Raw genomic sequence first — 16,062 nt, 5'->3', positions numbered from 1 at the left:
GATTAAATTAATAAATAAATTACATTAAATATTAATGGTTAATGACCTTACGCTTATACTCTGTTAACAATTCTTTCTGCGTTTTTTGGATAAGACCAGAGTCTAACAAAGAAGTCCTCACAGAAATCTCGGTACTTCCCCCTCTTCCTTTATAAAAACCCTGCAAATCGTCGGGATTCTGAGAAAAATAAATATCATATTCTCCAGAATTTTTATCCATAGCGCTTCTGATTTTTGTCCCTTTGTAGGGAAAATATACCGTTATATCGAAATCGTTCGTAACCTCTTTTCCGAATTTATTCGTAAATTTATTAGACAAGAGTATGTCAAGAAATTTTTTTGTTTCTTCTATGGTAGTAAAATCCTCTCCAGGGAGTCCTATAATTATAAAAGCCTTTACCCTAATCCCGTATTTGTTGCAGATTTCAATAAACTTAATGTTTTCCTCAACTGTGGTTCTTTTATTTATTGCACTTAAAATGCGTTGAGAACCGGATTCTGCTCCGAATCCTACCTCAATACAACCGCTATCAGAAAGTAATTTGGCCATTTCATCGGTCATGCTTTTCGCGTGTCCGAAACATCTAAAGGAAATATTATATCTTCCAATTACATATACTAAATCTTTAATCCTTTTTTTTGAAATCGCAAATATATCGTCAAAAAACATAATCCCCTTAAACCCTGCATTTAGTACATCCTTTATTTGGATATCTATGTTTTCTGGATTATAAAGCCTTACCTTGGTCCCGGCATCTTCACAGAAAGCACATGACATTGGGCAACCTTTCGCGGTCAGAATAGTAGAGGCATTGATTCCCTGAATATTAAAGTTATACTGTTTTAAAAATTCAGGTTCTCTGTATGGAACAGGCAGTTTATTCATTTCAGCCGATGTTATAGGTATATTAAGTATTCTTTGACTTGCTTTACCTTCTATTACCGCTCTAAGAGAATATTCGCCATCCCCGACTATTATATAATCAAACGGTTCTTTTACGCAATCTTCTAAATAATACTGCGTATGAGGCCCACCAATTATCACACTCTTATCGTTAAATCTTAACTTGATTATATTTAGAATGCTATATGCCTGTTTTTTCTGAGGAGTCATGCATGATATTGCAAAATGGGTATACTCATGATATTTGTCTATATTATACAAATCGAAATCATTTTCTATTTTAGAATCAAATCCTAAGGATAGCATATAAGATTGCAAAGACATTACTCCGATAGGCGGCATTACCCTGTCTGAATCAAGAAATGGGTCTCTTAAGGATATTAAAAGAAGTTTTTTATTTTTAACCATAAAAATTTTAAAACATTAATTTTAGCTTACCTTACGTTTCATATGTTTTTTCACTTTCTGCTCTTACCGAAATCCATAAAATGCGCCGCAACTTTCTTGCCTGCCCTCAACATGAACTTCAGGTCTTCCGCATTTCTTATGGAAATTACTTTTCGGGCTATAAATGCCGGATTTAACGCTGCCGAATACAAACCCTGCGTGAATTTTAAGACATCATTATTATCCACGGGACTTTTCCAGACGGACTCTTTCATATCGTACCTATCCCAATCTTCCGTTAATAGCCAACCTTCTTTCCTTGCTTCAACAAACAAAGGGGTGCCTGGATACGGAATAACGATAGTAGCCTGAAGCGAGTCGAGATAACCTTTTTTAAACAAATATTTTGCAAAATCAATAGTTTTTAAAGCTTCTTCTTTGGTTTCCCACGGATAACCGACCATTGTAGTAATATGTGGTTCCAATCCCGCCTTTTTAGCCGTCTTAACAGTTTCTTCTATATCGGATACTTTTATGCCCTTGTTGAGCTTATCGAGTGTAGTTTGCGTCATAGACTCAAGACCGATAAGGATAAACCTGAAACCGGCCCTTTTTAACAGGTTCCAATCTTCCTGCTTTAAAGCCCCTACCCTCATATTACAGCCCATTACGACTTTTTTATTATATCCTCTTTCTATCATTCCGTTGCAAAATTCTTTAAGCCAGTCTCCCGCCGGAAAACAGCCGCTGTCGTCGAATATCTCTTTAACTTTTAACTCCTCTATGAGTTTTCCTATTTCATCAAGGTGTCTTTCGGGATATACGGACCTGAATTTTGCACCGGGAAATAAGGTCGTCCATGAACAAAAACTACATCTTCCGTACCAGCAGTCCCTTCCAGCCATTACATATGTGCCGGGGGTATATTTGAAATTTCCGTTCTTATAAGCGTACAAATGCCATTTGGTTAACTTTCTATCTATGTAAGGCAGGTCGTTAAGGTCGTTATTAAGCTCAAACCTGCCGGTATTAAGTATTTTTCCGTTGTCTTTGTAATATATGCCTGAAGTTTTTAATGATTCTAAAGCTGAATGTTTTGATAAATTTAAATAAGAACATAAACCGTAAAGCGAAAAATCGTAGTCTCCTCCCGTAATTATGAAATCGGCTTCCGAATTTAAAAGGGATTCTTCAGGAAGAGCGGTAACATGGTCCCCCATTAAAACGACTTTAGGAGAATTACTTTCGTAAAGTCGTTTTATATCGGATATTATTTTCCAGTGTCTTTTGACGACAGGTGTCTTTGTTTCTATAGCAACTACATCGGGTTTTTCATTTTTCAGCCTTAAAAGCCATTCATTATACGAAAGCCCTTCGGCTATGCCGTCGTCCCATATGACATCGAAACCGTTTTTATTTAATAATGTAGCTGCATAAGCCGGGATAACAGGATAAATAAATGTAGGGTCTTTAAACCACTGAAATTGCCGGTTTTGAGTTAAAAGAGGAACACCCTTTTCTGATTCTAACGGCGGAAACGATATCGAAATTTTCATTGTTATTAAATTTATTTACCTTAGCTTGCTTTTAAGTTCTTTCACAAATACAAAGCCGTAAAAAAATCTTAGGCCGTACCAGATATGCGTCAAAACAATATAATAAAGTGATACCAGCGATATTTTAAAATCCTTCACTTTTCCGTTAATATCAAAGAAAGCGTATATTAATGCCCCTGCATATAAAACAAAGCCGAAAGCCAAATAATATGCTAATCCGCTAAAGAAAAACAGGGAAACAATAAACAAACATAAGTATAGCACAAAAAATACCGGAATGAAATATAAGAGTTTAAAGGATGTTTCGGGGTATCTTTTTGCAAAAAAACCCCTGTGAAGTCCGTAATTGCCGATCTGCTTCAAATGGCGCAATAAACCGGGCCTCCTGTGATGCCATACCGCAACATCCGGAGCATATAATATCGTGCCGCCTTCCTTTATTATCTCTAGACAGATCTTTGTATCTTCGCCCGGCCAGTATTCCGATTTAAATCCGCCTACTTTCATAAACATTTCCTTTCTGACGATGAGGTTAACGGACGGCCAGTCGTCAATTTCTTTAATTCCACCTTTAGGATAATATCTTTCGGGAATACCCCCGCCCACCTTTGTTAAGAAAACCGCTCCTGACACTTTTTGAAGAAAGTTGTCGTCGGGAGGCGTTATTGCAGGACCGCCCACAGCCGCAACGGATGGGTCGTTAAAATAAGGCAGGGCTTTGCTTATCCAGTCTTTTTCTGGATAAGAATCGTCGTCAAGGAAAAATAAAAGTTCTCCATTAGCATTTTCGGCGCCTATATCCCTTTTTATCGCGGGAGAAACTCTGCCGGTGGAAATTATTTTTATACCTTGAAAATCCTCTGGAACAGGCTCGTCCGGCAAAACAATTATTTCATAGTCTTTGTAATCGAGAGCAAGCAAATGCGGGTAAGATTCCAAAAAATAGTCATTTATGCCGACAAGCGGAATTATGATTGAAACAAACGCATTGTTTTTCATTTTATTTTTAATTATTATTTATGGGTATTATGTTTTGAACGATACGCAAAAATCTTTTCAACAACAGGGATAACTCTTTATAAAAGGCATGGATGGACAAGGAAAGCATCGCTGCCCAGCCGGTTATCATAATGATTAAAATTATTCCCCTTAAAGAATAATGAAACAGATAAAATAGTAATATCTCCAGCAGTGAAAATAAAAACATGGAAATTAATATCTTTGAATTATTTACGGCCATAAAGTAATTAATAAAAATATTTATGAAGGCAAAAGGGAACATGCTTAAACCGTATAAGGTAAGCAATGGGGCTGAGCTTATATATTTTGCTCCCATAAGAAACGAAATTATTTTATCCGGGAATAATATATAAAATATTTCAAGAAACGAACACATAAGAAATGTGATAAAAAGAGTTTTAAGCAATATATGCTTTGTTTTGTTGTTGATAGCATGGGCGTGGGAAACTTCGGGGAACATAACAAGTACAACGGCGGAAGGAAAATAAAGTATTATCTTGCCGAGAATGTCGGCAACGGAGTAAATCCCCGTTTTATATGCCGGAAAGAAATGTTTCACCGTTACAAGGTCAATGTTCGTAAAAAATGTAAAAAAGAATAACATAAAAAATAGAGATAAAAAATAAAACTTTCCAGTTTTTAGGCCGTTTTCTCCTGTTTTATCGATGATTATATGTTTCTCCTCTGCCTCACCTTGTTTATGTTTTAAATATGAAAATAAAACAATGGCGGCAACCACCATAATAAGCAAAGGTGAAACCGCAACCGAAAATAAAGCCCCGACGACGTTTAAACCGGCATATACTAACGCAACGGCTAAAATAAATTTAATGATTGAAGACAGGCTTGAGAACAGCCCTAGAGATAAATACATTCTGGAACCCTGAAGACTGCCCAGCAGTAATGAAAAAGGGAATATCAGAAAAATAGCCAGTCCCGTTATGGCATAATAAAAATAAGAATCTATTTTCATAAATTTCATTAAGAAAGGAATACCGATAACAAAAACTGCCAGAAACAGGCAATCATATAAGAAAGTTCTAACAAGAGCGTATTTAATAAATTTTCTTACACCCCGAATATCCCCGCCGGCAAGATTGTGTGAAATATTTTTTGCGGAAAAGGCTGTTAAGGCTCCCGACGGTATAGAGGTTATAACAAGCAAAGACAGGAGGGAGTTTAGCGTGCCGTAATCGGAAACGCTGAGGCTCCTGCTCATGGCAATCTGAAAAAGATAGTTAAAAAAATTCCCGGCCATTATAAAAAAGAAAACCAGCGCGCTATTAAAAAAAAGTTTGTCGGAAGTCAGCCTTTTAACCAGGCTTTGCATTTTATTTATCATAATATTTTATTAACTTCATTCTGTACCATATAGCCATGGTGTCTGTCCAGATATCCAGTATATCCTTTATTTTAATACGTCCAATATTATTTTTTCTTGAAAAAACAATTTTTATTGGAACTTCTGTTATTTTGTATCCTCTGCGAACCGCATTTGCAAGTATTTCCACATCAAAGGCATATTTTTTGCACAATATCTTTGGAAATATTTTATCGAGAACATCGCGCCTGAATGCTTTAATGCCGGACTGCGTGTCTTTAACGGGCAGATTAAATAATAACTTTATGATAACGTAATAGCCGGTACTTAATATCTTCCTCGAAAAAGGATAGACCAAATTGGACTCCTTATGCCGTTTAGAACCTATAGCAATCTCCGAATCGTTATCCCTCATCGCCTTCAATAAATTTCCGACCTGAAACGGGGCGATTTCAAGGTCGCTGTCCAGGAATACGATTATATCTCCGGACGCATTTAAAAATCCGTTTTTTAAAGCAGAACCCTTGCCTATATTCGTTTTATTTTCCACAAGTTTTATCTCTGAATGGATAGAACCTGCTCTTTTTATTTCGTCTTTGGTATTATCCTTGCTTCCATCGTCTATAACCAAGATTTCAAACGGAAATCTGAACTTTTTAAATGTTTGCCACGCCTTTAAAAGGTTGCCGAAAATCCTGTCGCCCTCGTTATAAGCGGGCATTAATATAGATATTTTCCCTTTATATAGTTTCACTCTTATATTTTAAAGAAATTATACGACTTATTTAAATTAAATTTGTTTACATTCAAGGACATTATGATTATACACTATCTTTCACATTATTTTCTATATTTTGTAAAGAAAATAAATTTGCTATAATGAACTATAATTAATAAAAGAGGTAATTATACAATTACATTAATTTATTTTAAGCTATTTTATAGCTAATATTTTGAATAACAAAAAAATTAACGAATTTATCTCGGGCTTTATTAACAGCCCTATTTCGGTTAAAATTCTCAAAACCTTTAAAATCTTTGGGGGGAGCAAAAAAAACCCTCCTGTTTCAATTAAAAAAATACTGATTATCAAACTTGAAGGGCTGGGCGACTCTATCTACATCACCGAAATAATCCACAGGTTAAAGGCGGAATATCCCTGCTTAAAAATTGATGTCCTGACAACAAAACAAAATCCTATTTTTTCAATCTTTCAAAAAACCAACAATGAATTCGACATTATCTCATTTAATCCATTAAACTTAATTGACTATTTTAAAATTACCGGTCATATCAAAAAAAGCAAATACGATGCCGTCTTCGATATGACCGGTATGCCGGTAAACATTCCGCTGATGCTATTTTTCGTAAATTCTTATAAAATAGGATTTAACAGTGCTCCGGTTAAAACGGCGCTATACGATCTCCTCGTTAATTTAGAGGCAGACACCCATATCTTCGAGAATTATTTAAATCTTTTCACCCCGCTTTTTGATATTAAAAAATTAGATAAACAATTCACTTTGAAATTACCCGATTTGGAAAAAGAAAGCAAAGAACATAGAAAAGCCGGATATGTAAACTTAATACTATCAAGCAATAGCGGGGGGCTTATGCACAGAATGCTCCCCTTGGCAAATTCGCTTAAGTTAATCAACTTGCTAAGAAACGGATTTATAAATTGCGAAATAAATCTTCTGGGCGGACCGGATGACTATAAATATTTAGAACTTATTAACGATAATCTTAAGGAAAAAGTGTTCATCAAAAAAACCAAAAATATAAAAGAGGCTTTTTTACTCCTTCAAGGCAGCTTTTTAAATATTTGCATTGATTCAGGACTAATGCATATCTCGTCTTTGGTAAATCAAAATACTTACTGCCTGTTCGGATACTCCAACCCAAAAAACTCGCTTCCCTTTAATAACATCGGGTATTTTTGGTCAAATTTGGATTGCTCCCCTTGCTCGTTTTATAAAATAAGCAGTTGCAATAATCCGGTTAATCTAAAATGTATGGAAGAAATAGATATAGATAGGGTAATTGAAGATATAGGACTAAAGGAAAAAGCGAAAACGTAAATGTTTAAAGGAAATAAACATCTTAAAATGCATGGGATAGCAAAAATTAGGTGAATCCGCCCGGAAGGTTCTTTATTTCTGACACAGAATTAAGAATCTATGAAGTCGATGTTTCATATTATGGAAGAACTTATTGGGAAAATTTTGAAAGCATAATGCACCCTTCGTTTCCTTTTTCTATCTGTTTTTTTGCAAGATAAACGGCGCTGTTTTCTGCCCCCGCCTCATCCCCTCGAAGAAATAATGTGAAGGATTTTCATAGATTTTCGTAATCTTGTTTATTATTTATTGTAAAATTGTAATAGTACCAATTACCCGTTTGCATGATCAGGTAAACAAAAGCCAATCGGGGACGGCAAAAACATTTTTTCTTATTTCCGTTATTTCTTTACCCTGATAAACGATTATTCCTAAAGGAATTTTATATTCTTTAAGAAACGACTCGATGCCTCTTCCGTCGGCGTAATTTACTTTTTGAGTGGATTTTACTTCGATAGGCAGGATAAAACCTTTAGCTTTTATAATAAAATCGACTTCAAGCCCCGAAGCGCTTTTATAAAAATAAATCTCTGGTTCTATGTCCTGGAGTTCTTTCCATTTTAAAAGTTCCGAAAATATCCATGTCTCATATTCGGCTCCTCTGGAAATTCCGTCTTCCCCTGCTATCACCCTGTTTAATCCATTATCCGGAAAATATATCTTAGGACTCTTTACTAACCTTTTAGATGTATTATTAAAATACGGATTGAGCAAAAAACATAGGAATGTTGCACCTAAAATGTAAATATATCTTTTAACGGTATTAACAGCTACACCGGCTTCTTTTGCTATTTCGGAAATCGATAGAATCTGCCCTGTTCTTAACGCCAATAGTTTTTGCGTTAAAATAAACGCCTCGGGATTAGTAAAACTTCCAACATCGGGTACATCCCTTTCAAGATATGTCTTCCTGTAGTCTTTTAACCAACCAATCTTTTCTATGCCCTTATCGTCATTGTCCATCCGCCATATTGCAGGATAGCCGCCCCATTCCAAAAGTTTATCCCTTGTATTCAATAAATATCTAAGTTTATCCGAAGGGATAAGACTTATTTCTTCGATATCTTTTTTAAAAATTCCTTTTTGCTCTATTATCTTATTTAAAAAAATTAATTTACCCCGTCTTTGATTTACTTCCGAAAAAGAAAGGGGATAAAGATTAAAAAGGAATACTCTGCCGGAAAGCGTTTCTTTTATTCCCTTTATAAGCAGTATCTGCGATGAACCGGTAATAATAAATTTTTTATTCTGCCCTTCTTTGTCTATTAAATATTTTAGGGGATCGAAAATTTCAGGTATTTTTTGAATTTCATCAAGAATTATTACTGGTTCTTTTATATTTTCAAGAATCCTTATTGCAGAATTTTTAAATCTTATTCTTTCATCGGGGTCGTCAAACGTGTAATACTTAAAAGGTTTATCTATCGCCGCCGGAATAATATTTTTGCAAAGCGTGGTTTTGCCGGTCTGTCTTGCTCCGGTTATCGCGATAACGCGCCTTTGTTGAAACCTTGATATAATTTTATCGGTAATCGATCTTTCAATATAATCCATAAAAAGATTATATCAATCATATTGCAAAATTACAAGGTATTTTTGCAACCCAAATCCAGATTTTGCAAGGGGCGGTTTTCCATGTCTGGCGGGCGGTAAGTAATATGGATAAAACAATATTGATAGCCGAAGTAAAATTAAATCCCAAAAAAAACTTCGTCATCTTTGGCGTGCAAAGATAAAAACCATTTTAGAGATTTCTATCGGCAATTTTGGGATTTTTCTTAAACTGCTAAATCAACCGCTGGTATAAATTTTATTTCCGTGCCTTTATAAACCGTCTTAAAATTAAGCGAAAGATTTATTATCCCTGCTTCCTTAGGATTGTATTTTTCGATAAAGCTCCTGAACGACCTTGTAATAACTGGTTTTTTTAAGTTCGGAAGATTTTGCTTCGGCAGTATATTTCGTTTCCCTTTTATAGATAAGAGAAACGAAATATACTGCCGGCGACTTAATAATTTCGCTGCGGCTTGATGTCTTTGATGCCTTTTTAGGCAAATACAGGCGGGGGTAAGAGATAAAATAAATCAGATACCTTTTTCATTACAGATACCTTTTTCAGATACCTTTTTCATTAAATACAAAAATATACCTTTGGGCGGGAAAAAATAGTTGATAATATTTTCGTATGATGCGATAATAGATTTATTTATAATATAAAATGACTCTATTGTGAATCATAAATGGAGGCAATATCGATGAAACAACTTACTATAAGAGGAATACCGGACGAACTCGAAAATATTATTAGAAAAGAGGCTGCGGAAAAGGGGATCAGTCTTAACAGGGCGCTTGTTTCGCTGGCGGTAAAATCTATAGGCATTAATAAAAATAAAAGCAAAAAAGAAAAGCTGTATCATGACTTAGACTGTTTTTCCGGTTTATGGTCGGAAAGCGAAGCCGAAGCGTTTAAAAAAAATCTTTCAGATATAAGAAAAATTGATAAAGAGTTATGGACAGCAGAAAAATAATACTTGATACTTCCGCTTACTCTTCTTTCTTGAGAGGACACGATAAGATAAAATTTGCAATACAAATTTCAGATGAGATATTTATAAATCCGATTGTGATAGGTGAATTATTATCCGGATTCGTTATGGGGAAAAACGAGGAGCGGAACAGGGAAATTCTCAGGAAATTCTTAAAATCTTCAAGGGTAAATGTTGCCGCTATCGGCGAAGAAACCTCCGAAAGATATGCGGCTATAATAAATTACCTGCGCAAAAACGGTACGCCGATACCATCCAACGATATATGGATAGCCGCTTCGGCTATGGAATACGGGCTTAAAGTTATTACGACCGACAAGCACTATCTTAATATCCCGCTAATTATAACAGAATTTTACGATTGATGGCCGTAAAACGCCATATGGTTGAAAAAAGGTGTCTGCCGTCTTCCTTCTAGTCGCTTAATTTGCAGGGGTTTGGGGGTTTGGCAATATAATCCTTTGCAGATTTTTGGAGCAGTTCAATATTCTTTTTATCGTTTTTAATGGAATCTACATCTATGTCTTTTAAGGATTTGATAATTTCCTTTTCTTCTTCATCCATAAAATTAATTTTTACAATGTCAGTTATAGAAAAATTATAGAAAAATGAATTTGGGCAGATTCAAGACAAATTAAAAGTTGACGATATAATATTTAACGGCGCGATAAATAATCTTATCTAAATGATTTTAGATGAACGATTTTATTTGCCTAATATTAATATTTGATATATATAATATATAATAATCATAATAACCAACGGGAGGTGATATAAAATGGCAAACAAGCCTGTAAAGAAAGAAACAAAAAAACCGTCAACAAAGAAGAAATAAAACTGAGATTCCGGCGATAATATTCGGGCCGCGGCTTAAGTGCTGCCGCCCGAATATTTTGAAATCTTAAAATCTTGATTATTTCACCTATCATGGAGGATGTTATTATACTATGGATCTGACCCTTGCGATTAAAACAAGAAAAAGCATTAGAAGGTTCGAGAAAGAAGATATAGATATAAGCCAAATTATAAAGATTATCGAAATTTCGTCGAACGCCCCGAGCGGGGGCAATTCGCAAAACTGGTTTACTTATATAATTAAAAATAAAGATGTTCTGGGCAGGATGAGAAACGGGGTCGAAAAGGTATATAAAACCATTACAGAAAAAGATACTCCCGGTGTTTATACATTCTTTAATGAGGCGCCTATCGTACTGGCAATTGTTGAAAAACCGTACATCGGAAATATCGATAATATTCTTGAAAAAACGGACAAAGACAGAAACTTCGCCAGAAAATTTATCGTAAACCCGGGGCTTCAAAGCGTTTCAAGTTTTATTACCCACATATTGCTTCTCTGCCATAACGAGGGTTTGGGAGCCTGTTGGATGACCGGCCCGTTAATCGCAAAGCAGGAATTGGAAGACATTATCAGCGTAAAAAGCCCCGACAATCTCGTTGCACTTATCCCTGTAGGAAAGCCGGTAGAAAGACATTCTAAAACCGAAAGAAAAAATGTTTCGGAAATAATCGAAGTAATATAAAGTAAACAGCGCATAAATATGTTTCGTTCAAAACTGTTTCACTCAGGCGGCCGCGTGGGTTCGACCCCCGCGCTGCTCACCGCTTAACATTAAGATTATAAGTTTATTTCGCAAATTATTCGTAATACCTTACGGCGTCTTTCAAACTTGTTCTCGAAGTCTTAATATTATTAATAGCACTATCCTTTTTATAATAGCCTATGGAAATTCCCAGCACAAATTTTTTACTGCCGGGCAGCTTAAAAGCCTCTCTTAATATATCGGGATACCTGACTAAATAAGCCTGCGGACAGGCTCCAAGACCTAAATCGTGCGCGGCCAGAAGAATATTTTGAATCAACATTCCGCAATCGAGCGTTGACCAGTGTCCCAATTTTTGATCCATATAAATAAATATTGCCGTTTGGGATCCGAAAAACAGATAGTTTGAAAGGGTTATCTCCCTGCGCCCCGCTTTATCGTCCCTTGCAATGCCGAGAGCTTCATACCTGTGCCTGCCCGTTTCAAACATGTTATTAGCCTGCCTTTCGGGCCAGAACTCCGGAAACGGATAATCGGGATTTCCGGGATTATCCTCCGATGCCGGCTTATAAATCTTTTCTTTAATAAATTCGCTTGTCCTGCCGATCGAAACGGCAATCTCCCACGGCTGGGAATTAGCCCAGGACGGGGCATTTAAAGAAACCTCCAATAATTTATCAAGAACATCCCTCGGAACGGGAATATCCTTAAAATCCCTTTTCGACGACCGTGTTAAAATACAATCGAGCAGTTCCATAAAAACCTCTTGCCTGTTTTATTAATTTGCAAATTAAATTTAATAAATTTATTAAATTCCTCTCATACCGACTGGTTTGTATTTTATCACCGGCAAGCCGTTTTTGTCAAGTTTTGCCGAATTGCGTCAATGGTCAATGCTTTTATAATTAATATTTTTGAACATCCTTAATCCTGCAATAGAAATTTATTTTCTGGATTCCCGCTTTCGCGGGAATGACACCCTTTTGGTTAAAACCTTAATCCCCGTATAGTCATTCCCGCGAAAGCGGGAATCCAGTATTTACATATAAAAGAAACATTGCAATATTTTCTATTGCAGGATTAAGGAACATAAATACGCTTTGTTTTGCATCGACTTTATATTATAATATTATAGCATAAAATAATGTCATAATTTATATAAAAACAAGGGAGTTTTACGGCTCCAAATTTAACATCCCCATATGATAAATCTCTGGAATCCTCAAAGTTTTTCATCCATATTTTCGATACTGCTTACCGCATTTCTTCTGGGAATTATTCACGGATTTACCCCCGATGAACATACCTGGCCGATTACTTTCAGTTATTCTATAGGCAGTTATAGCACGAAGGGAGGGTTTAAAACCGGACTTCTTTTTTCGCTTGCGTTTACGCTTCAAAGAGCCTTCGCATCCGAGCTGTCATATTTTGCCCTTGGAAAGATATTGACAAAACCGGATGTTATCCCTGTCGTATATATATTCGTCGGAATTGTTATGTCATACGCCGGGGCTTACATAATCGGCATTGGAAAAAATTTCGAATTATTCGAAGGAATAGAACACGCCGTAATGAATTTATTAAATTTTTTGATTCTAAAAAACTCGAATGAGAAACCGCATCTTAAAAACAGAAATAGTTTTAATAATATTAAACACGGAAATCAATTGACGGCTAATAAAGAACATAAGCCTGTTCCTATATATATGGTATTGATACACGGTTTCATCGCAGGATGGGGCACGGGGGCGTTTGCCATTATCGTATATACCGTCCTTGCCCCTAAAATGCCGAACGCTTATTTTGGATTTTTACCCGGGCTTCTGTTTGGATTTGGAACTATGGTAACGCAAATAATTGTCGGCATGCTTATAGGAAGGTTTATGGAAGTTTTGAATATTCCAAAAAAGGGCATAGAATATATTGCCAAAAGAACATCGGGACTTACCCTTTTCTGGGGCGGACTGACTTTTGTATTTGTCGCGATACTGGAATTTGCCTTTCCTAAATTAATTCAGATAGGAATTATAACCCCTATTAAGGTTCATAATCTTCACAGTCTCGGGGTAGGATTTTTCTTGGTCGTCTTTATTATTTCTTTTATAATGGTAATATCCTTTATAAAATCATTGGGATATGTAAAAAGCCATAACTCTGATTTTATGTGAATATCGATTTCCCCGCTATCCGCTATTTTATGGCCAGCACAGGATTATAATTAACGGGCGCGATGCGGACTTGGGAAGGCTTTCCGCCTAAAGTTTTATGTTTCCAGCTAACCCTTAAATTATCATCATTTTTAAATATCTTTTTATTATACTCCTTAAAATATTTCTTAATTCTTTTATAATATCCGTAATAAAAATCCGAGAATAATTGGTTCGTGCTTTCCAGTTTGTTTAAAATGCTCCCTTCTTCTTTTAAATTTAATTGATTTGAATTTATGGTTTTAAAAATAATAGTCGGACCGGCGTTATAGGCAAACAGTGCCAGCTTTAAATTTTTAAATTCGTACAATAAACTTAATAAATATCTTGCCCCAATCCTGATATTCAGGGAAGGATTATATAAATAACTGACAGGCAGATATTCTATACGGTTCGTATTATAATTAAATTCCTTCGACTTAATCTTATATTTTTTGATTAAATAAAGTCCGGTGACCGGCCTAACCTGCATAAGGCCTACGGCGCCCATATTGGAATATGAAAAATTGTTAAACGAGCTTTCAACCCTGATAACCGCTAAAATTAAGGCGGGGCTTATCGTATATTTTTTCCCGATATTAAAAATAAGGTCGGAAATATTTTTTTCTTCCGCCGGAGGAAGTCCCGAATGGAACGAAGTTATAATTTTTAAAATCTGGGTTTTTTCATGATCTACGCGAATTTTGTTTTTAAGAATTTTTATTTCGCGATGCTCTTTTAACAGGCTGTAATACATAGGGAGTGCATAATAATAAGAAAATAGGGCTATCGAAGCCAGTATGAAAATTAACATAAAAATAGGCAGAAAATACTTAAATTTAATTTTCTTAACAAAACTTCTTATAGATATGCGGAAACGGGATGCGAAACCGGCGCGGCCCGCTTCGCCTGCAAACGGCGCGCCCAGCGGAGCAGGTTTCAAATTTCCAAAGAATTTTTTAACTATCTTCAATATTTTTCCTCAAAATTATCTAAAATAAATATTAACGAATATTATTTTTGCAAAATAAATAAACTTTTTTTATATTTTTGATATAAAATGTACCACACTTTTTATGATTTGTCAAATTTGGGGCATAATTTTAGCTAAAACAATGCTTTTAAAACGAAAAACAGGGTATAAATTATATTTTTTTATATTATTTTAATAAAAAATTAATTTAAAATTTAATATAAGTTATTTCTCATGAATTTATAAGGGATTATAATTTAACTATTGACAATTTTTGATTTATTTTATTAAATTAATAAATCATTTTATTTTTAATTTAAATTTGAACAGGTTTAGAGCATCGGCCTAATCCATATAAATTTAACTGACTTCGTTTATTTTATTAAAAAATTTAATTAAACCTTAAAGAAGGAGAAAGAAAATGGCTGATCAAAAAAAAATGGCTATAATTTCCATTCACGGCACGCTTGACATGGCATATCCTCCGCTTATTCTTGCTTCAACCGCCGCAACGCTCGATATCGAGAGCGCCATATTTTTTACATTTTACGGACTGGCAATTCTAAGAAAGGATGCGGGAGACAGCCTCAAAGTTGCCCCCCTTGGCAATCCGGCAATGCCGATGCCCGTTCCAAATATTATCGGCGCGCTGCCGGGTATGACCGCCATGGCTACCACTATGATGAAATCCATGATTAAAAAAAATGGCGTTGCTACCGTTCCCGAACTTATTGCCTTATGTCAGGAAACGGGCGTCAGGATGATAGCCTGCCAGATGACAATGGATTTATTCGGCTTTAAAAAAGAGGATTTGATCGACGGGCTTGAATTCGCGGGAGCGGCTTCATTTTTGGATTATGCCGCCGGCGCCGACATACATTTAGCGTTCTAAAAATAAACGGCAAAAACGATACTGCTAAAATAAAACCCCTGGCATCAGACAGGGGTTTTATTTTTTATTGACACAATTTTTAAAATTAAATATAATCATGATATATGTATATATTTATATTTTATAGTTGATAATTTTTTTTAATTTATTAAATTTCCACGGAATAAATAAATAATGGATAAAAAAAATGAAATTGAAAATCAGCGAAGCTCATTTGTTGCCGAGGCTGAGATTCTTAAAACGCTTGGTCATCCCATAAGGCTCAAAATAATAGAAGTTTTAATCAGCAATAAATCGTGCGTAAAGAATATATGGGAAACCCTTGGGCTTCCTCAGGCAACCGTATCACAGCACCTTGTTTCTCTTAAAAATAAAGGCATAGTCAGCTGCAAGCGCGATGGCGTGATGATGTGCTATCAGCTTAGCGATAAGAGGATCGAAAGGATATTCAACGAGTTAAAAGATTACAGTAATTCTTCCAATAACAATCATGGCGCAAAAGCCGATAATTCTATTTCTTTGAATTTACCAAAATAAATCTTAAATTTTATCGTAAAAAAACCTTTACCCTATATCTGTAATAAATGAGCTCCGC

At 35.4% G+C, this 16,062-nt stretch carries 15 protein-coding genes; 7 read left to right on the top strand and 8 right to left on the bottom strand.

The features are described 5' to 3' along the window. Positions 1–31: 31 nt before the first annotated feature. Genes EVJ47_06200 through EVJ47_06180 form a run of 5 tightly spaced genes read right to left on the bottom strand, consistent with a single transcriptional unit; the run spans position 32 to position 5,942 of the window. A complete protein-coding gene (locus tag EVJ47_06200; GenBank protein RZD14257.1) occupies positions 32–1,312 on the bottom strand; it encodes a B12-binding domain-containing radical SAM protein in 1,281 nt (426 codons plus the stop codon). Positions 1,313–1,362: 50 nt separating this feature from the next. Continuing rightward, entirely contained in the window at positions 1,363–2,847 is a 1,485-nt protein-coding gene (locus tag EVJ47_06195; protein ID RZD14256.1) for a radical SAM protein, read from the bottom strand. 15 nt (positions 2,848–2,862) lie between these two features. After that, positions 2,863–3,846: a glycosyltransferase gene (locus EVJ47_06190; GenBank protein RZD14255.1), complete on the bottom strand. Its 984-nt coding sequence runs from the start codon at positions 3,844–3,846 to the stop codon at positions 2,863–2,865. Between the two features lie 7 nt (positions 3,847–3,853). Then, positions 3,854–5,209, bottom strand: a complete 1,356-nt coding sequence (locus tag EVJ47_06185) for a hypothetical protein (protein ID RZD14254.1) — start codon at positions 5,207–5,209, stop codon at positions 3,854–3,856. Further along, positions 5,199–5,942: a glycosyltransferase family 2 protein gene (locus EVJ47_06180; protein RZD14253.1), complete on the bottom strand. Its 744-nt coding sequence runs from the start codon at positions 5,940–5,942 to the stop codon at positions 5,199–5,201. The genes EVJ47_06185 and EVJ47_06180 overlap by 11 nt, the downstream gene beginning before the upstream one ends. Positions 5,943–6,141: 199 nt before the next feature. On the opposite strand from EVJ47_06180, the gene EVJ47_06175 reads away from it, so the two are divergent. After that, on the top strand, positions 6,142–7,269 hold the full coding sequence (locus EVJ47_06175) for a lipopolysaccharide heptosyltransferase family protein (protein ID RZD14252.1): 1,128 nt from the start codon (positions 6,142–6,144) through the stop codon (positions 7,267–7,269). Between the two features lie 327 nt (positions 7,270–7,596). On the opposite strand, the gene EVJ47_06170 is transcribed toward EVJ47_06175, so the two are convergent. Continuing rightward, entirely contained in the window at positions 7,597–8,862 is a 1,266-nt protein-coding gene (locus tag EVJ47_06170; GenBank protein RZD14251.1) for an ATP-binding protein, read from the bottom strand. Positions 8,863–9,563: 701 nt separating this feature from the next. On the opposite strand from EVJ47_06170, the gene EVJ47_06165 reads away from it, so the two are divergent. The 3 genes from EVJ47_06165 to EVJ47_06155 all read left to right on the top strand — a co-directional run bounded on the left by EVJ47_06165 (position 9,564) and on the right by EVJ47_06155 (position 11,395). Next, on the top strand, positions 9,564–9,836 hold the full coding sequence (locus EVJ47_06165; protein RZD14250.1) for a hypothetical protein: 273 nt from the start codon (positions 9,564–9,566) through the stop codon (positions 9,834–9,836). Then, a complete protein-coding gene (locus tag EVJ47_06160) occupies positions 9,818–10,219 on the top strand; it encodes a type II toxin-antitoxin system VapC family toxin (GenBank protein ID RZD14249.1) in 402 nt (133 codons plus the stop codon). The genes EVJ47_06165 and EVJ47_06160 overlap by 19 nt, the downstream gene beginning before the upstream one ends. Positions 10,220–10,801: 582 nt before the next feature. Then, on the top strand, positions 10,802–11,395 hold the full coding sequence (locus EVJ47_06155; protein RZD14248.1) for a nitroreductase family protein: 594 nt from the start codon (positions 10,802–10,804) through the stop codon (positions 11,393–11,395). 115 nt (positions 11,396–11,510) lie between these two features. On the opposite strand, the gene EVJ47_06150 is transcribed toward EVJ47_06155, so the two are convergent. Further along, a complete protein-coding gene (locus tag EVJ47_06150; GenBank protein RZD14247.1) occupies positions 11,511–12,173 on the bottom strand; it encodes a hypothetical protein in 663 nt (220 codons plus the stop codon). A gap of 445 nt (positions 12,174–12,618) precedes the next feature. On the opposite strand from EVJ47_06150, the gene EVJ47_06145 reads away from it, so the two are divergent. Next, complete coding sequence (locus EVJ47_06145) at positions 12,619–13,584, top strand: hypothetical protein (protein ID RZD14246.1); 966 nt, start codon at positions 12,619–12,621, stop codon at positions 13,582–13,584. Between the two features lie 22 nt (positions 13,585–13,606). Here the strand turns inward: EVJ47_06145 and EVJ47_06140 are convergent, their stop codons facing one another. Beyond that, the gene (locus tag EVJ47_06140; protein ID RZD14245.1) at positions 13,607–14,575 is read right to left on the bottom strand and encodes a hypothetical protein; all 969 of its coding nucleotides are present in this window, start codon (positions 14,573–14,575) and stop codon (positions 13,607–13,609) included. A gap of 421 nt (positions 14,576–14,996) precedes the next feature. Here EVJ47_06140 and EVJ47_06135 point away from each other — a divergent pair, with 421 nt between their 5' ends. Together EVJ47_06135 and EVJ47_06130 are read left to right on the top strand one after the other, a co-directional pair. Next, entirely contained in the window at positions 14,997–15,467 is a 471-nt protein-coding gene (locus tag EVJ47_06135; GenBank protein ID RZD14244.1) for a peroxiredoxin family protein, read from the top strand. A 174-nt stretch (positions 15,468–15,641) separates the two neighbouring features. Further along, on the top strand, positions 15,642–16,004 hold the full coding sequence (locus EVJ47_06130) for an ArsR family transcriptional regulator (GenBank protein ID RZD14243.1): 363 nt from the start codon (positions 15,642–15,644) through the stop codon (positions 16,002–16,004). The last annotated feature ends 58 nt before the right edge of the window (positions 16,005–16,062 follow it).

It is taken from the genome of Candidatus Acidulodesulfobacterium ferriphilum, from assembly GCA_004195035.1.
Lineage (GTDB): Bacteria > SZUA-79 > SZUA-79 > Acidulodesulfobacterales > Acidulodesulfobacteraceae > Acidulodesulfobacterium > Acidulodesulfobacterium ferriphilum.
Note: the sequence above shows the minus strand (reverse complement) of the source record. Positions and strands in the feature narration are given on the sequence as shown.